17 protein-coding genes are annotated in these 17365 nt (G+C 70.4%); 15 read left to right on the top strand and 2 right to left on the bottom strand.

The window, feature by feature from the left end:
- Positions 1–3 precede the first annotated feature (3 nt).
- The 12 genes from ACLF3M_RS11325 (at position 4) to ACLF3M_RS11270 (ending at position 13231) form a co-directional block, all read left to right on the top strand.
- On the top strand, positions 4–606 hold the full coding sequence (locus tag ACLF3M_RS11325) for a TRAP transporter small permease subunit (protein WP_430657032.1): 603 nt from the start codon (positions 4–6) through the stop codon (positions 604–606).
- A complete protein-coding gene (locus ACLF3M_RS11320; protein ID WP_430657031.1) occupies positions 603–1976 on the top strand; it encodes a TRAP transporter large permease in 1374 nt (457 codons plus the stop codon). The genes ACLF3M_RS11325 and ACLF3M_RS11320 overlap by 4 nt, the downstream gene beginning before the upstream one ends.
- 72 nt (positions 1977–2048) lie before the next feature.
- Complete coding sequence (locus ACLF3M_RS11315; protein ID WP_430657030.1) at positions 2049–2798, top strand: maleate cis-trans isomerase family protein; 750 nt, start codon at positions 2049–2051, stop codon at positions 2796–2798.
- 1 nt (position 2799) lies between these two features.
- Positions 2800–3525 (top strand): GntR family transcriptional regulator, encoded by a 726-nt coding sequence (locus ACLF3M_RS11310; RefSeq protein WP_430657029.1) that lies wholly within the window; start codon positions 2800–2802, stop codon positions 3523–3525.
- A 6-nt stretch (positions 3526–3531) separates the two neighbouring features.
- Positions 3532–4404 (top strand): polysaccharide deacetylase family protein, encoded by an 873-nt coding sequence (locus ACLF3M_RS11305; RefSeq protein WP_430657028.1) that lies wholly within the window; start codon positions 3532–3534, stop codon positions 4402–4404.
- Complete coding sequence (locus tag ACLF3M_RS11300; RefSeq protein WP_430657027.1) at positions 4401–5786, top strand: MmgE/PrpD family protein; 1386 nt, start codon at positions 4401–4403, stop codon at positions 5784–5786. The genes ACLF3M_RS11305 and ACLF3M_RS11300 overlap by 4 nt, the downstream gene beginning before the upstream one ends.
- 53 nt (positions 5787–5839) lie before the next feature.
- On the top strand, positions 5840–6997 hold the full coding sequence (locus tag ACLF3M_RS11295) for an acyl-CoA dehydrogenase family protein (protein WP_430657026.1): 1158 nt from the start codon (positions 5840–5842) through the stop codon (positions 6995–6997).
- Complete coding sequence (locus tag ACLF3M_RS11290; protein WP_430657025.1) at positions 6994–8202, top strand: CaiB/BaiF CoA transferase family protein; 1209 nt, start codon at positions 6994–6996, stop codon at positions 8200–8202. The genes ACLF3M_RS11295 and ACLF3M_RS11290 overlap by 4 nt, the downstream gene beginning before the upstream one ends.
- A complete protein-coding gene (locus ACLF3M_RS11285; protein WP_430657024.1) occupies positions 8202–9329 on the top strand; it encodes a CaiB/BaiF CoA transferase family protein in 1128 nt (375 codons plus the stop codon). Before ACLF3M_RS11290 ends, ACLF3M_RS11285 begins: the two co-directional genes overlap by 1 nt.
- The gene (locus ACLF3M_RS11280) at positions 9322–10665 is read left to right on the top strand and encodes an MmgE/PrpD family protein (RefSeq protein ID WP_430657023.1); all 1344 of its coding nucleotides are present in this window, start codon (positions 9322–9324) and stop codon (positions 10663–10665) included. The genes ACLF3M_RS11285 and ACLF3M_RS11280 overlap by 8 nt, the downstream gene beginning before the upstream one ends.
- Positions 10662–12050 (top strand): phenylacetate--CoA ligase family protein, encoded by a 1389-nt coding sequence (locus ACLF3M_RS11275; protein WP_430657022.1) that lies wholly within the window; start codon positions 10662–10664, stop codon positions 12048–12050. Before ACLF3M_RS11280 ends, ACLF3M_RS11275 begins: the two co-directional genes overlap by 4 nt.
- The gene (locus ACLF3M_RS11270; protein WP_430657021.1) at positions 12047–13231 is read left to right on the top strand and encodes an amidase; all 1185 of its coding nucleotides are present in this window, start codon (positions 12047–12049) and stop codon (positions 13229–13231) included. The genes ACLF3M_RS11275 and ACLF3M_RS11270 overlap by 4 nt, the downstream gene beginning before the upstream one ends.
- Here the strand turns inward: ACLF3M_RS11270 and ACLF3M_RS11265 are convergent.
- Both ACLF3M_RS11265 and ACLF3M_RS11260 read right to left on the bottom strand, forming a co-directional pair.
- Positions 13218–13997, bottom strand: a complete 780-nt coding sequence (locus tag ACLF3M_RS11265) for an enoyl-CoA hydratase-related protein (RefSeq protein WP_430657020.1) — start codon at positions 13995–13997, stop codon at positions 13218–13220. The two genes, ACLF3M_RS11270 and ACLF3M_RS11265, sit on opposite strands and share 14 nt — an antisense overlap.
- The gene (locus ACLF3M_RS11260) at positions 13994–14359 is read right to left on the bottom strand and encodes a carboxymuconolactone decarboxylase family protein (protein WP_430657019.1); all 366 of its coding nucleotides are present in this window, start codon (positions 14357–14359) and stop codon (positions 13994–13996) included. Before ACLF3M_RS11260 ends, ACLF3M_RS11265 begins: the two co-directional genes overlap by 4 nt.
- 145 nt (positions 14360–14504) lie before the next feature.
- Here ACLF3M_RS11260 and ACLF3M_RS11255 point away from each other — a divergent pair, with 145 nt between their 5' ends.
- Genes ACLF3M_RS11255 through ACLF3M_RS11245 form a run of 3 tightly spaced genes read left to right on the top strand, consistent with a single transcriptional unit; the run spans position 14505 to position 17355 of the window.
- Positions 14505–15503, top strand: coding sequence for a TRAP transporter substrate-binding protein (locus ACLF3M_RS11255; RefSeq protein WP_430657018.1), 999 nt, complete (start codon positions 14505–14507; stop codon positions 15501–15503).
- Complete coding sequence (locus ACLF3M_RS11250; protein ID WP_430657017.1) at positions 15500–16063, top strand: TRAP transporter small permease subunit; 564 nt, start codon at positions 15500–15502, stop codon at positions 16061–16063. Before ACLF3M_RS11255 ends, ACLF3M_RS11250 begins: the two co-directional genes overlap by 4 nt.
- Positions 16060–17355, top strand: coding sequence for a TRAP transporter large permease (locus ACLF3M_RS11245; RefSeq protein WP_430657016.1), 1296 nt, complete (start codon positions 16060–16062; stop codon positions 17353–17355). Before ACLF3M_RS11250 ends, ACLF3M_RS11245 begins: the two co-directional genes overlap by 4 nt.
- Positions 17356–17365: the final 10 nt, after the last annotated feature.

Below are 17365 nucleotides of genomic sequence, written 5' to 3'. Positions count from 1 at the left end.
CCAATGCTGAGGCTCGCCACCCTGCTTCGCCGCGCGACCGGCGCGCTGGCCACCGCGATGGGAATCGCGGCGGGCTGGGGCTTCGTGGTCTGCGCGTTCTTCATCGCGGCCGAGGTGCTCGGGCGCTCCATCCTGCGTGTCAGCACGGGATCCACGGTGGAGCTTTCGGGCTATGCGCTGGCCTTCGGACTGTCCTGGGGGCTGGCGCATGCGCTGGCCACCCGCAGCCATGTCCGCATCGACATGCTGATCAACCGGCTGCCGCGACCGGCGCGCGTGCCGCTGCACCTGCTCTCGCTCCTGCTGCTCGGCGTCTTCGTAGGCTTTGTCGCCATGGGGGCGTGGGATTTGGTGGATGAAAGCCTGCTCTTCGGCGCCACCGACATAAGCGCGCTGCGCATCCCGCTGGCCATCCCGCAGGGGCTCTGGGCCGGCGGGCTGATCGTGTTCCTGCTGCTGATCGCGCTGATGCTGGTGGAGAACCTGCTGCTCGCGCTCGCCGGCGACGCCGCCCAGGTGGAGCGCAACCTCTCCTCCCGCAGCTACACCGAGGAGGCTGAGGAAGCGCTGGAAGCCCTGCAAGAGGCGGAGCAGACCAAGGCATGATCGCCGTCGTCTTCATCCTGGTCGTGCTGGCGCTGTTCGCCGGCATGTCCGCCTTCGGCGTCGGCGGCGGGGAGCAGGTGCCGATCGGGCCGGTGCTGCTGGTGCTCGGCGTCTTCTGCGGCTTCTTCGCGGCCGGCATCTATGTCGGCGCGGCGCTCGGCGTGCTCGGCCTGCTCGCGGGCTTCGCGTTCTCCGACAGGCCCTTCTGGGCATTCCTCGGCCAGACCGCCTGGGGTCCGTCATCGAGCTTCGTGCTGGTCTCGGTGCCGCTGTTTCTGCTGATGGGCGAGATCCTGCTGAGGGCGGGCCTGTCGGAGCGGCTGTACCGCGCGCTGAACGTCTGGCTCGACCGCATGCCGGGGGGGCTGCTGCACACCAACATCGTGGCATCGGGCGTCTTCTCCGCGATTAGCGGATCCAGCGTCGCGACGGCGGCCGCGATGGGATCGGTCGCGATGCCGTTCTTCCAGGGCCGCGGCTATGATTCGCGGATGGTGATGGGCTCGCTTGCCGCGGGCGGGGCGCTCGGCAACCTGATTCCGCCGGGCATCACCTTCATCATCTACGCGTTGATCACGGAGACCAGCGTCGGCGCGCTGTACCTGGCGGCCGTCGGCCCCTCCATCCTGGTGATGGCCTTCTTCATTGCCGTGATCCTGCTGAAGCGCGACGCGGCACCCCCACCCGGCCCGCCCATCCCGATGGCGGAGAAGCTGCGCGCGCTAGTGGGACTGATCCCGACGCTGCTGCTGATCCTGGTGGTGCTGGGCACCATCTATGCCGGCCTGGCGACGCCGACGGAATCGGCGGCGCTCGGCGTCGTCGCGGCGCTGGCGATCGCGGTGATCGAGCGGCGCTTCACCTTCCGCATGCTGCACCACAGCGCGGAGGCGACGGCACGCAACACCGCGATGATCGGGCTGATCCTGCTCGGCGCCTATGTCCTGAACTACGTCATCACGCTGCTCGGCATCCCGCAGATGATGGCGAAGGCCGTGGGCGGGCTGCCGCTGCCGGCCTGGATGATCATGGCGCTGATCATCGGCTTCTACCTGGCACTCGGCACCTTCATGGAGGGCTTCTCCATGATCATCACGACGATCCCCGTGATCTTCCCCGTGGTGATGGCACTGGGCTACGACCCTATCTGGTTCGGCGTCGTCGTCACCATGCTGGTGGAGATCGCGCTGATCAGCCCGCCCGATGGCACGGTGCTCTACGTCCTGCAGGGGATGCGGCGCGACGGCGGGCAGATCGGCGACGTCTTCGCGGGTGTCCTGCCGTTCTGCGCGGTCTACATTCTGGCCATCGCCGTGCTGATGGTGGTGCCGGAGATCGCGCTGTTCCTCCCCTCCATCGCGGCGCGGTGAGGCCGCCGCGGGAAGTTGTCCGGACAAGCGGGCGGCGCTAGGATCGCCGCTGGCGGGAAGGAGAACGGCGGCATGACGGACAGCCTGGGATGGCGGCGCAAGTTCGGCGTCATCGCGCCCTCCACCAACACCTCCGTCCAGCCGGAATTCGACGCCATGCGGCCGGTCGGCGTGACCAACCATTTCGGCCGCATCGACATCCCCAACATGAAGCTCGCCGGCGACGACGACTTCAACCGCCTGATGGACGCGATCCGCGGCACCATCATGCAGGCCGTGGACAGCGTGATGACCTGCGAGCCCGACTACCTCGTCATGGGTATGTCGGCCGAGACCTTCTGGGACGGGCTCGAAGGATCCGTCGAGCTCGAGAAGCGGATCGAGGCGCGGGCCGGCGTGAAGGTGGCGATGGGGTCGGATGCCTGCCGCGCCGCGCTGCGCGCGCTGAAGCCGGACGCCAAGCGCATCGCCGTCATCACGCCCTACCAGCCCGTCGGAGACCGCCAGGTCATCCGCTTCTTCAACGATTGCGGCTACGAGGTCGCGGCGCTGAAGGGGCTGAAATGCGAAAGCCCCGTCGCCATCGCGCATGTCAGCGAACGCACGCTGCGCGACTGCATCATCGAGCTGAACGATTCCTCCGTGGACGCCATCGTGCAGGTCGGCACCAACCTCGCGATGGCGCGGCTCGCCGCCGTCGCGGAGTTCTGGCTCGACAAGCCCGTGGTCGCCATCAATACCGCGACCTACTGGTGGGCGCTGCGCCAGAACGGCATCACGGACAAGGTGCAGGGCTTCGGCGCGCTGCTCGAGAAGCACTGACGTGGCGGAGGGGCTGCCGCTTTACGCGCGGATCGAGGCCCGGCTGCGCGAGGCCATCGCGAAGGGCCGGCATCCCGTCGGCGAGCTGCTGCCGACCGAGGCCGAGCTCTGCGCCAGCCACAGGGTCTCGCGCCATACGATCCGCGAAGCGCTGCGGCGCCTGGCGGAGGCGGGGCTGGTGGAACGACGGCAAGGCTCGGGCAGCCTCGTCATCGCGCGCGAGCCCTCGCGCGGGGAAGTCCATGCAATTCCTTCCATCGACGGGCTGCGGCAATACGCGGCCGACACGCGGCTGCTAGTGCGAAGCCGCGGCGTCGCGCCGCTGACGCCGGAGGAAGCCGCGCAGACGCTCGGCGCGGCCGGCGAGCCCTGGCTGAAGCTGGAGGGCCTGCGAGTAGGGCAGGACGGTCGGCCGCTCGCCACCGCCAGCGTGCTGATCGCCCCACGCTTCGTGTCGATCGAGACCGACCTGCCGGAACGCGGCGCGATCTACCGCGCGATCGAGGACCGCTTCGGCGTGCAGGCGGTCGAGGTCGTGCAGGAGATCACCGCGGGCCCGATGCCTCCCGCCATCGCCGCGCCGCTGAAGCGTCGCGCGCGGGACATCGGCATGCACTTTCTCCGCCGCTACGTGGAAGCCGACGGACGCACCATGATCGTCTCCCGCAGCTGGCACCCGGCGGAACGCTTCACCTACGCGATGCGGCTCAAGAGCCAGAAGGATTGATGACCCATGTGGCCCGGTGACGCGCGCCTCGCGCTGAGTATCGTCGTGAATGTCGAGGAAGGCGCGGAAATGTCGGTCCGCGACGGCGACAAGGGGCCGGAGCCCGTGGACGAGCTCGGCGTTCATCTCAAGGTGCCGATCCGCAACTACGCCAACGAGTCGAACTACGACTACGGCATACGCGCGGGCTGGCCGCGCGTGCAGGCCATCCTGGCGAAGCACGCCATTCCGGCGACCTTCACCGCCGCCGCCGTCGCGCTGGAACGCGCGCCGCAGATCGGCCGCGCCATCGCGGCAGGCGGGCACGAGGCCTGCAGCCATGGCTGGCGCTGGATCCACCAGTTCTCCTACGACGAGGCGCGCGAGCGCGACTTCGTCCGCAAGGCCGTGGACAGCATCCGCGCGACGACGGGCGAAAGGCCGCTCGGCTGGCTCTCGCGCTACCTGCATTCGCCGCGGCTGCGCCGCACGCTGGCCGAGGAAGGCTTCGTCTACCACATGGACGATTTTTCCGACGACGTGCCGCGCTGGGACGTCGTGGAGACCGATGCCGGGCCGCGCGCCATCGTCATCATGCCTTACGCCCTCGACTGCAACGACATGAAGTTCTGGCTCGCGCCGGGCTACACGCCGGCGCAGTGGCTGGACTACGCCGTCGAGACCTTCGACGTGCTCTACGACGAAGGCGCCGCCGCGCCGCGCATGATGTCGCTCGGCGTGCATCTGCGGATCATCGGCCGCCCCGGCCGCATCCGTGCCTTCGACCGCTTCGTCCAGCATGCCCGCGGCAAGGCGGGCGTCTGGTTCGCGACGCGGCTGCAGATCGCGCGCGCCTTCGCCGCCCACACCCCCGCCCCCGCGGAGCCCGCCGCACGATGAGCTACGATGTCACCGAAGCCCTGGCCCGCCACGCCGCGCGCGTGCGTTTCGAGGACCTCTCGCCTTCCGCCATCGCCAAGGCCAAGACCTTCCTGCTGGACACCATCGGCGTCGGCGTCGCCGGCAGTTCCGGGACCGGCGTCGCGCAGGTGCTGGACCTCGCGCGGTCCTGGGGGCCGGGAGAGGAAGCGACGTCCTGGGTCGGCGGACACCGCATGTCCGCGGGATCGGCGGCGATCGCCAACGCCTATCTCATTCACTGCCTGGAATTCGACTGCGTCCACGAAGGCGCGGTCGTGCATCCCATGGCGACGCTGCTGTCGGCGCTGATCGCCTGGTCGGAGCGGGAGGCCGCGCGAGGCCGCGCGGTGGACGGCAGGCGCTTCCTCGCCGCCATGGCGGTCGGCGTGGATGTCGCAGGCAACCTCGGCATGGCGACCGACGCGCCGCTGCGCTTCTTCCGCCCGGCCACCGCCGGCGGCTTCGGCGCGACGGCCGCGATCGGCAACCTCGCGGGCTTCGACGCCGTCACCATCCGCAGCGCCTTCGGCCACATGTACGCCCAGACCTGCGGCACGATGCAGGCACATCTCGAGGGCTCGCCCGCGCTCGGATTGCAGATCGGCTACAACGCGCGCGGCGCGATCGCCGCGACCGACCTCGCCGCTGCTGGGCTCGTCGGGCCGCTCGACGTCTTCCATGGCCGCTACGGCTACTACGTCCTGATCGAAGACGGGCAGTTCCACCCGGAACGCGTTGAAGCGCGCCTTGGCAAGCGGTGGGAGATCGAGGAGCTTTCCCACAAGCCGTTCCCCTCGGGCCGCCTCACGCACGGGCTGGTGCATGCGCTGCGCGACATGACGCGCCAGCACGGCTTCGGCGCCGAAGACGTCGCGGAGGTCGTGGTCTACGCGCCCCCGCTGGTGCGCCGCCTGGTCGGCCGCCCGCTCGTGCCCGATCCCGCGTCGAACTACGCCAAACTCTGCCTGCCTTTCGTCGGCGGCGTTTGGCTAGCGAACGGCGCTTGCGACGTCCCGCATTTCCGCGGTGAGGCGCTGCGCGATCCGCGCGTGCACGCCTATGCCGCCCGCATCCGCCACGAGGCCGACGGCAGCACCAACGAGAACGCGCTCGATCCTCAGCGCTTCGTGATCACGCTGAAGTCGGGCACGGTCCACGAGATGGTCCTGCCACATGCCTATGGCCACCCCAAGGCCGCGCTGACCGATGCCGAGAACGAGGAGAAGTTCCTGCGCTGCTGCGGCCATGCCGAGCGGCCGCTGCCGGGCGACCGCGCGCACCGCGTCATCGAGATGATTGCAGGGATCGAGGCGTTGCCCGACATCGCGGCGCTGCCGACGCTTCTCGCCGGCCGCGGTTGACCGCGGGCCGGCTTGCGCTAACTTGTCCGGACAAATCCGGCGGGAGTTAGGCGATGGACATGGACACCGCGCGCCAGGCTGACGACGACGCGCTCCTCGACGCCATCGAGAAGTGGCTTGAGCGCGATGTGCGCCCGCACGTCCTGCGGCTCGAGCATGCCGACGAATACCCGCACGAGATGGTGGCGCAGATGAGGGAGCTCGGCCTTTTCGGCGCGACGATTCCTGTGGAGTATGGCGGCCTCGGCCTGTCCGCCACGACCTATGCGAAGATCGTGGAGAAGATTGCCGAGACCTGGATGTCGCTGTCCGGCATCTTCAACAGCCACCTCATCATGGCCGCGATCGTCGCCCGCATGGGGACGGAGGAGCAGAAGCGCGCCTGGCTGCCGAGATTCGCCACCGGCGAGATCCGCGGCGGCCTGGCCCTGACCGAGCCCGACTGCGGCACCGACCTGCAGGCAATCCGCACACGGGCGCGCCGCACCAACGAAGGCTATGTCATCGACGGCACCAAGACCTGGATCAGCAACGGCATTGAAGGCACTTGCTTCGCCCTGCTTGTGAAGACCGACCCTCAGGCCGAGCCGCGCCACAAGGGCATGTCCATGGTCCTTGCGCCGAAGGGTCCGGGCTTCCGCGTCGGCCGCAAGCTCGAGAAGCTGGGCTACAAGGGCATCGACAGCGCCGAGCTCGTCTTCGAGGACTACGTCGTCCCCGCCGAGAACCTGATCGGCGGCGAGGGCAAGGGCCTGCAGGCCGCGCTCTCGGGTCTCGAGCTGGGCCGCATCAACGTCGCGGCGCGCGGCTGCGGCCTCGCTTCCGCAGCGCTGAAGGATTCCGTGCGCTACAGCCAGGTCCGCAAGACCATGGGCAAGCCGATCTGCGAGCACCAGGCGATCCAGCTCAAGCTCGGCGAGATGGCGACGCGGCTGCAGGCGGCGCGGCTGCTGACCTACGACGCCGCGCGCGCCTACGACAAGGGCGAGCGCTGCGACATGGAAGCCGGCATGGCGAAGTACTTCGCCTCCGAGGCTGCGGTCGAGAACAGCCTGGAGGCGATGCGCATCCATGGCGGCTACGGCTATTCCAAGGAATACCACGTCGAGCGCTACTACCGCGATGCGCCGCTGATGTGTATCGGCGAGGGCACGAACGAGATGCAGCGCATCATCATCGCCAGGCAGCTCATCGCGCGGAATCCGGCGTGAAACCCCTGCCTCTCGCCGGCCTGCGCATCCTCTCCTTCGAGCAGTTCGGCGCCGGCCCCTTCGCGACGATGAACCTCGCCGATCTCGGCGCGGAGGTGATCCGCGTGGAATCGCCGCCCACCGCCGACGGCGGGCCGCCCGGCGACATCGCGCGGCACACCGGCGACTACCGTCTCGGCGAGAACGACAGCCAGTACTTCCAGTCCTTCAACCGCAACAAGCGCGCCATCACGCTCGACATCCGCAAGCCCGAGGGCAAGGTGGCGCTGCATCGCCTCGTCGCCGACGTGGATGCCGTGGCGAACAATTTGCGCGGCGATCTGCCCGCGCGGCTCGGGATCGACTGGCCCGCGCTGTCGAAGGTGAAGCCTTCGATCGTCTGCGTGCATATCTCCGGCTATGGCCGCGACGGGCCGCGCGCGTCATGGCCGGCCTATGACTACCTCGCCCAGGCCGAGGCCGGCTTCTGCGCGCTGACCGGCGAGCCTGGCAGCACGCCCGCCCGCGCCGGCCTGCCGGTGATCGACATGCTCTCCGGCCTGACGGCCGCGATCTCGATCCTCGCCGGCGTCATGGGCGCGCGCGCGACGGGGATCGGCCGCGACCTCGACGTCTCGCTCTACGATGTCGCGATCCAGAACCTGACCTATGTCGCGACTTGGTACCTGAACGAGGGCTTCGCCGTGCCGCGCCGCCCTCGCGGCGGCCATCCCTTCATCGTGCCCTGCGAGATGATGCCGACGGCCGACGGCCATGTCTTCGTCATGTGCATCAAGCCGGGCTTCTGGCGCCGGTACTGCGAGACGATCGGGCTGCCCGACCTGCCGAAGGACCCGCGCTTCCGCGGCTTCGATGAGCGCCTGGCGAATCGCGACGTGCTGATGGCCATCCTCGACCCCGTCATGGCGGTGAAGAACTCGGCCGAATGGGTCGCGCTGCTCGCGGGCAAGGTGCCGGTCGCGCCGGTCCTGACGCTCGCCGAGGCGCTGGACAACCCGTATCTGCGCGACCGCGGCGGCGTGCTGCACCTGGATCATCCGCATCGCCGCGACCTGACGACGGTGGCCAGCGCGATCCGACTCGACGGCGCGCGTCTGACCGGCCGCCCGGGTCCGGGCTATGGCGCCGACACGGAATCCGCGCTGGCCGCGGTGGGCTACACGGCAGACGAGATCGCGCATCTCCGCACGCTGGGGGCGGTGTGATGAAGCTCAACGGTGTGCGCGTCCTCGACCTCTCGCTCTTCCTGCCCGGGCCTTATCTGACGACCGTCATGTCCGACCACGGCGCGGAGGTGATCAAGCTGGAGCCGCCCTCCGGCGAGCCGGTGCGGAACATCGGCCCGCGCGCGAATGGCGAGAGCGTCTGGTTCCGCAACACGCATCGCGGCAAGAAATCCATCGTCCTGAACCTGAAGGACAGGGCCGATCTCGCGGCGCTGCACGACATCGCCAGGACCTGCGACGTCATGCTGGAATCGTTCCGTCCCGGCGTCGCGGAACGCCTCGGCATCGGTGCGGCCGCGATGACGGCGCTGAACCGGCGCCTGGTGTATTGCTCGATCTCCGCCTTCGGCCAGGATGGGCCGCTGCGCGACCGCCCCGCGCATGACCTGGCGGTGGAGGCGCTGGCCGGCACGGTCAGCGTGAACCTCGGCCAGGACGGCAAGCCGACGCATCCCAACGTGCCGGTCGCCGACGTCACGGCGTCCCTGCTGGCGCTGTCCGCGATCCTGATGGCGCTGTATCGGCGGGAGAAGACCGGACGCGGCGACGTCATCGACATCGCGATGTTCGACGCGACGCTGTCCTGGCTGCCCAACGCCACCGGCGCCGTCTTCGGCGACGACCGCGCGCCCCGCCCGAAGGAGGAACGCCAATGGGGCGGCGGCGCCTTCTACAACATCTACGCGACGAAGGACGGCCGCTGGGTCGTGCTCGGCGGCAGCGAGCATAAATTCGTCGAGACCCTGCTGCACGCGCTGGACCGCGACGACCTGATCGCCGGCGCTTCCGGCCCGCCCGGCCCCGCGCACAAGCCGGCCGAGGATTTCCTCCGCGAGACCTTCGCCACGAAGACGCGCGAAGAATGGGAAGCCTGGTTCGCCGGCCGCGACGTCTGCTTCGCGCCGGTGCTCGACCTGAAGGAGGCGCTGCACCAGCCGCACAGTGTCGCAAGGCACATGCTGGTGCGCGACGAGGAAGGCAACCTGCATCTCGGCCTGCCCATCAAGTATCGCGACGAGCCGGGATCGCTGAACCCACGCCTGCCGGCGCTCGGCGAGCACACGGCCGAGGTGGTGGCCGATGCGCGGCGCCGCGCCCATGACTGACGCCTCGCTGACCGAGGGGCTCGCTGCGCTGCTGGCGCGGCGCATCGCGCCGGCGGATCGCCGCCGCGCCACGCTGCACCTGCTGGACTGGATCGGCTGTGCCGTCGCGGGCGCGGCCAGCGAGGCCGGCGCCGTCTTCCGCGCCCAGGCCGCGTCGCAGCCGCCGGGCTCGGCGCGCGTGATCCTCGGCCCGCGCCTGACCGCGCGCGACGCCGCCTTCGCCAACGGCGCGTTCGGCAACGTGCTGGAGATGGACGACGTCCACCGCGAGGCGATCCTGCATCCCGGCCCGGTGGTGATCCCTGCCGCGCTTGCGCTGGCGGTGGAACGCGGCGCGGATGCCGGCGCGCTGCTGGACGCGATCCTGCGCGGCTACGAGGCGGAGATCCGCATCGGCCGCGCCATGGGCGGCGGCCACTACGCGAAGTTCCACCCGACGGCGACGATGGGCGTCTTTGGCGTGGCGGCGGCCTGCGCCTCGCTGCTCGGCCTGGATGCGACACGCCTGGTCTGGGCGCTCGGCAATGCCGGCACCCAGGCCGGCGGCGTCTGGCAGTGCCGGCATGAGCCCGTGATGACGAAGCAACTCCACACCGCGCGCGCCGCGGCGATGGGACTGGAAGCGGCGCAGCTTGCGGCCTTCGGCCTGACCGGTCCGCGCCTGATCCTGGAAGGCCCGCAGGGCGTCTTCGCCGGCCTCGCATCGGATGCGAAGCCGTATCGCGTGCTGGACACGCCCGATGCGCCCTGGCTGGCGCACGAGACGAGCTTCAAGCCCTGGCCCGCCTGCCGCCACGCGCATCCCACCATCGACGCCGCACTTGCCTTGCGCGACCGCGTCGCCGGCCGCGCGATCGAAGCCGTGCGCGTCGAGAGCTACGCCGACGCGCTGGCCTTCTGCGACCGCGCCGTGCCGCGCAGCACGGTCGAGGCGAAGTTCTCCCTGCAGCACGCCGTCGCCGTCGCGCTGCTGGACGGCAAGCCGCCGCTCTCCGCCTTCGATCCGCCGGCCCTGGACCGCGCAGACCTCTCTGCCCTGCGCGCCCGCGTGACCGTCGCGGAGGATCCCGCGCTCACCCGCGCCTATCCCGCGCATTTCGGCGCCGCCGTCGCAGTGACTCTGGCGGATGGCACGACGCTGCGTGAGGCGATGCCCGATGCGCTCGGCGACCCCGAAAATCCGCTGGACGACGCCGCCATCGTCGCCAAGGCATGCATGCTGATGGGCAGCGCCGGCGTCGCGCCGGACGCCATCGTCGCCGCCGCGCTCGCGCTCGCCGAGGGCGGCACGGTCGCCGCGCTGAACGCCGCGCTGCCGGGAGACCACCGCGCATGACCTACGACTACATCACCGCGATGGACCCGGACGCGCTGCGCCGCGACTACCCCATCGGCGCGGACTTCCCCGGCCCGCTCGCTTGCATGTCACGCGACGAGCTTCGCGCCCGGCAGGAACGCGCTTTTTCCCGAGTCATGGCCTTCGCCTGGCGAGTTCCCTTCTACCAACGCCTCTGGGGCGCCAAGGGCATCGAGCCGGGCGACATCCGCAGCCTCGACGACCTGCCGAAGCTGCCGACCTATGACAAGGCCGATATCATGGATTCCGTCGCGCGCTTCCCGCCGCTCGGCGATTTCCACGGCCAGGACGCGCACCCGCCGGAGCGCCGTCCGCAGATCATCTTCCACACCACCAGCGGCACCACCGGCAAGCCGCAGCCGCTGCTGTTCGGGCCGAAATCGCGCGAGGTGCAGAATCGCCTGCTCGCGCGGCTCTACCTCCTCGCCGGCATGACGCGCGACGATGTCGTGCACAGCGTCTACGGCCATGGCCTGATCAATGGCGGCCACTACGTCCGCGAGACCGTGCAGCACTGGGTCGGCGCGCGCTTCATGTCGGCCGGCACGGGCGTCGAGACGCGCAGCGCGCAGCAGGTCTTCATCATGAAGGAATTCGGCGCGACCGCGATCGTCGGCTTCGCCGACTTCATCCGCCGCCTGGCCGATGTCGCCCGCGAGGAAGGCTTCGAACCCGGCCGCGACATCCCGATCCGGCTGATCTGCGCCCATCTTGGCAGCGAGACCCAGGCGAGCCTCTCGGCCGCCTGGGGCGGCGCCGCGGTCTATGACTGGTACGGCGTCGGCGACACCGGGATCATCGCCGGCGAAGGCCCCGACCGGACGGGGATGCATGTGTGGGAAGACGCGCATGCGCTGGAGATCGCCGATCCCGACACCGGCGCGCCGGTGCCCAGAGGGCGCCTCGGCGACATGATCTGCACCTGCCTCTTCAAGGACGACATCTTCCCGATCATCCGCTTCAACACGCATGACGTGACGGAGGAGGTGATCGGCGCCAACCCGCTCGGCCTGCCTTTCCGCCGCATCCGCGGCTTCCTCGGCCGCAGCGACAACATGGTGAAGCTGCGCGGCATCAACCTCTTTCCCACCGGCATCGGCGCGCTGCTGGTCGACCAGGCCGAAGGCGCGACCGGCGAGTTCATCTGCCGCGTGCACAAGGATGGCACGCGCGACGCGATGACCGCGCATGTCGAGGTCCGCGGCGAGATGACGGCGGGGCTGCGCGAGCGGCTGGAAGGCCTGCTCAAGACGCGGCTCGGCGTGGAGATCGCGGTGGCGCTGGAAGCACCGGGCGCGCTGGCGGCGCTGACCCAGGTCGAAAGCCGCCAGAAGCCGATCCGGCTGCTGGACGAGCGGAAGTGACGGATCCCCACGACATCTTCTGGCACCACGCGCCGCAGTCGGGCGGCGCCGGCCCGCTGGCCGGCCTGAGGCTCGCCGTGAAGGACAATGTGGACGTCGCGGGCATGCCGACGAGCGCGGGCTTCGCCGGCATGCATCGCATCCCCGATCAGGACGCGCCCTGCGTTGCGGCGCTGCGCGCCGCCGGCATCGCGATCCTCGGCAAGGTCGCGATGCATGAAGGCGCGCTCGGCGCGACGACCGACGTGCCGCGCCTCTGCCACAACCCGCTGCGGCACGGCTTCACGCCGGGCGGGTCCTCCGGCGGGTCGGGCGCGGCGATCGCGGCGGGCCTCGCCGACCTCGCCATCGGCACCGACACCATGGGAAGCGTGCGCATCCCCGCGGCCTATTGCGGCGTGACGGGGATCAAGCCGACGGCCGGCCTGATCTCCCGCCACGGCGTGGTTCCGCTGTCGCCGTCGCTCGACCATGTTGGCATGCTGGCGCGCACGCCGCGCCTGGCCGCGCGCGGGCTCGAGGCCATGGTCACCGACGACCCGCGCGACCCCGCCTGTCGCCCCGCGCCCGCGGGTTGGCGCGCGGTGCCGGATGCCGCACCGACCATGCACGGCCTGCGGATCGGCCTGCCCGAACCCGTGCTCGTCGCGCCATTGGAGAAGGCGATCCGCGACGCCTGGGATGACGCTGCGCAACGCCTGCGCCACCTCGGCGCCACCGTGGTGCCGGTCGCCGTGCCGGGCTGGGACCCCGGCGCCGTGCGCCGCGCCGGCCTGCTGCTGATCGAGGCCGAGGCCGCCGCGCTGCATGAGGCGCTCATCGCGGATCCCGCCGCCACCTCGCCCGGTTTCCGCGCCGCGCTGCAATACGGCCGCGACGCCGGCGCGGTGCGCCTGGCGCGCGCGACCTTCCGGCTTGCCGAGGCGCGCGCCGGCGCGCTGCGGGCGCTCGATACTTGCGACGCTCTGCTGATGCCGACCGCGCCGCAGCGCGCCTTTGCCTTCGGCATGCCGACCCCGCCGGACCAGGCCGACTTCACGGCGCTGGCGAACATCGCGGGCCTGCCGGCGATCGCGATCCCCTGGCCCGCCGACGACCTGCCGGCCTCGGTGCAACTCGTCGGCCGCGCCCATGCCGAGGCGTTGCTCACCGGCCTCGCTGAGGCGCTCAGCGCGCCGTGAAGCGTGGCGCCCGCTTTTCCAGAAAGGCGCGGTAGCCCTCCCGGAAGTCCTCGCCGGCGAAGGCGTCGTCGAACAGCGCGCGCAGCGCGGGCGAGCCGGGCGGCGCGCCGTCCTGCACCGCGCGGATCATCGCCTTGATGTCGCGCAGCGCCGCGCGTGGGCCCGATGACACCGGCGCAAGCCAGGCGGCGACCGCCTCGTCCAGCACGTCGGGCGCGCGGACTTCATCCACCAGGCCGATGCGCAGCGCCTCCGCCGCATCCAACAGCCTTCCCGTGAACAGCAGGTCCTTCGCCCGCGCCGCGCCCACCGCGCGCATCAGCCGCGTCGTGTCGGCCTGGCCGTAGATCAGGCCGAGCTTCGCGGGCGTGATCGCAAAGCGCGCATCCGCGGCCGCGAAGCGCAGGTCGCAGGCCAGCGCCAGCGCGACGCCGCCGCCGACGCAGGCGCCGCGGATCACCGCGATGGCGGGTTTCGGGAAGCCGGCCAGCGCCTCCACGGCGGCGCCGATGTCGCTGTTCGCCGCTGCGGTGCTGGCTGGCGTCGCGTAGGTCTCCGCGAATTCCGCGATGTCCGCGCCGCCGCAGAAATGCCCGCCCGCGCCCTCGACGCGCAGCACGGCGACCGCGGGATCGGCGGCGGCCTCCTCCACCAGTCCCGGCAGGGCGCGCCACATCGCCGAGGTCATTGCGTTGCGTCGCGACGGCTGGTCTAGCAGCAGCGTCGCGACCACGTCCCGGCGCAGCAGGCGGACCGCGCCGGTCATGCCGCAAGCTCGTCCACGCGCTGCATCACTGCCGCGCCGGCCCGCGCCCAGCACTGGTGGCCATGGACCAGGATGGCGATGGACAGCGCCTCCATGATCTGCGCTGGCGTCAGCCCGGCGCGCAGCCCGGCCTCGGCATGCGCCACCGCGCCCTCGGCATGGCCGGCCGCGACGTCGAGAACGATGAAGACAAGTTCCTTCGCGGCGAGATCGAGATGCCCGCCGGCACCGGGAAGGCGATACGCGGCCTCGCGCGCGGAAAGATAGGCCGCGAAGGCCTCCGGCGCGTGGCGCCGGAGCAGCGCCACGCTGTCCGGCAGCGTGCCGATCGTCGCGCCGAAATGTGCCTCGGCCTGTGTCATGGGCATGCTCCCGCTGGACTACCCGCAGCCTAGCCACCCCCCGAAGCGCCTGGCCAGGGGTCGGCGGGATTTGTCCGAACAAGTGTTGCCTCGCCCCCGCCCGCATGGTCAGATCGCCGCCACTGGGAAGACGAGGGAACGAACGATGCAGCGACGCGACATCCTGCGCACCGCCGGCGGCCTGGCACTCGCCGGCACCGCCACCGCCGCGCGCGCCCAGGCGCCCGTCCGCTGGGATGTCTCCATCCCCTGGGGCCCGAGCGAGTTCCACACCGTCAACGCCCAGCGCTTCGCGCGCGAGGTCGCGACTGTCACCAACAACGCCGTCCAGATGACCGTTCACCCCGGCGGCTCGCTCGGTGTCCGCGCGAACGAGACGGTGCGCGCCGTCGGCGACGGCGTGGTCCCGATGGCGGAGATGGCGGGCTTCCAGAACGTGGGCGACGTGCCGCTGCTCGGCATCGAATCCATTCCCTTCCTGATCGCCAACTACGACGAGCTGAAGATCATGCACGAGCTCGTTCGCCCGACCTGGGAGAGGGAGCTCGAGCGCCGCGGCAATATCGTGCTCTACATCGTGCCCTGGCCGATGCAGTGCATGTACTTCAAGCGACCGATCACGGCGGCCGGCGACCTCCGCGGCATCCGCATGCGCACCTATGACCGCGTGACGGCGGAGATGGTGACGCGGCTCGGCATGGTGCCGCAGCAGCTGACCAACCCCGATGTCGTGCCCGCGCTTGCCTCCGGCCGCGTGGACGCCGTGATGACCAGCGGCACGACCGCGGTCGCGCAGCGCTACTGGGAGTTCCTGAAGCACACCTACATCACCAACCACCTATGGGCGTCGAACCTGATGGTGGTGAACCGGGATGCCTGGCAGCGCCTGCCGGCGGCGACGCGCACCCAGATCGTGGATCTCGCCAGGCGGCTGGAGCCGGAGTTCTGGAGCGTCTCCAAGGGCGAACACGACCTCCGCATGAACGAGCTGCGCCAGAACGGCATGACCGTTGAGGATCCCGCGCCCGCGCTGCTGACCGCGCTGCGTTCCGCCACCGCGACCATGGCCGACGACTTCGCGCGCCAGAACGCCGCCGCTGCGCCGGTCATCCAGCAGTTCAAGCAGCGCGTCGGACGGGCGTGATCGCCCGCACCGACGGACGGGAACCGCCGGCCGCCGTCAGGGCGATCCTCGCGGCGATCGACGCGGCTTGCGCGGTCGGCGCCGGCGTCGCGGCGATCGCTGCCGCGGCGCTCGCGCTGATCCTGATCACGGAGGTGATCGTCACGTCCTTCTTCGAGTGGTCGCAGCCCTGGGCAGTCGAGTACCCGGTCTACCTGCAATGCGTGGTGCTGTTCTGCGGCGCGGGCTGGACGCTGCGGCAGGGGGGCCACATCCGCGTCGCGGTGCTGATGCAGGCGCTGCCGCCCGGCGCGGCCCGGCTGCTCGACATGGCCGGCACCGTCTTCGCCATCGGCGTGATCGGCTTCGCGACCTGGGCGCTGTGGCAGCAATGGTTCCGCACGCTCGATTTCGGCTCCACCAGCTTCTACCCCATGAACACGCCGCTCTGGCTGCCGCAGGGCCTGCTGACGCTCGGCGTCACGCTACTTTGGCTGGCCTTCCTCGCGCGGCTGACGCGGCTCGTGCTGGAACTGCCGGCGGACCTCTCCGCGGGCCTCACCGGCGGTGGCGTCGAATGACCGCGCCGCTCGTTCTCGTCCTCGGGATGCTGTTCGTCACGCTGGCGGGCGGCATCTGGGTCGGCATCTCGCTGATGTCCATCGGCATCGTCGCGCTGGCGGCCTTCCGCGACATGCGGGTGGACCGCTTCCTCGCCGGCGACATCTGGTCGTCCTCCACGGCGGTCGAGCTCATCACGCTGCCGCTCTTCATCCTGATGGGCGAATTGCTGTTCCACACCCGCCTGTCGGAGAATCTGTTCCGTGGCCTGTCGCCCTGGACGCGGCGGCTGCCGGGGCGGCTGGTGCATGTGAACGTCATGGGCTGCGCGCTCTTCGCCGCGGTCTCCGGCAGCTCGGCCGCCACCACCGCGACGGTCGGGCGGATCACGCTGCAGGAACTGCTCTCGCGCGGCTACGACCGGCGGCTCGCGGTCGGCTCGCTCGCCGGCGCGGGCACGCTCGGCTTCCTCATCCCGCCTTCTATCCCCATGATCGTCTACGGCGTCGTCGCCGATGTCTCGATCCTCGAGCTCTTCATGGCGGGCGTCCTGCCCGGCATCGTGCTGGCCGCGATGTTCATGGGCTGGATCGCCTTCAAGGCCTGGCGCGAGCCGTCGCTGGTGCCCCCGATGGAGCCCGCCATCCCGCGGGCCGAGGCGCTGAAGGCGCTGGCGAACCTCGTCCCCATCGTCTTCCTGATCTGCTTCGTGATGGGCAGCCTCTATTTCGGCTTCGCCTCCATCACCGAAGCCGCGGCGATCGGCGTGCTGGGCGCGCTGCTGGTCGCGGTCGGGCAGCGCACGCTGACGCTGCGCGGCCTGTGGCAGGCGCTGCTCGGGACGGTGCGCACCTGCTCCATGATCGGGCTGATCCTGGTCGGCGCGCTGTTCCTGTCGAAGGCGATGGCGCGGCTTGGCCTTCCTGCGGATGTCGCGAATGCGATCCAGGCGCTCGGCCTGCATCCCTACATGCTGATCCTCGTCCTCCTGCTGTTCTACCTGGCGCTGGGCTGCGTGCTGGACGGGCTCTCGGCCATCGTGATGACGTTGCCGGTGACGCTGCCGCTGGCCGTCGCGGCGGGCTTCGATCCCATCTGGTACGGCGTCTTCCTGATCATCACGATCGAAATGGCGCAGATCACGCCGCCGGTCGGCTTCAACCTCTTCGTCATCCAGGGGCTGACCAGGGAAGGCATCTTCCGCATCGCCGCCTATGCCTGGCCCTTCTGCGTCATCATGATGATCTTCACCGGCCTGATCACGCTGGTGCCCGACCTCGTGACCATCCTGCCGCATTCGCTGCGCGGGTAACGGCCGCGAT

Source organism: Falsiroseomonas sp. HW251, from assembly GCF_050563545.1.
Lineage (GTDB): Bacteria > Pseudomonadota > Alphaproteobacteria > Acetobacterales > Acetobacteraceae > Falsiroseomonas.
The sequence above is the reverse complement of the archived record's forward strand: the minus strand, read 5'-3'. Positions and strand labels throughout refer to the sequence as shown.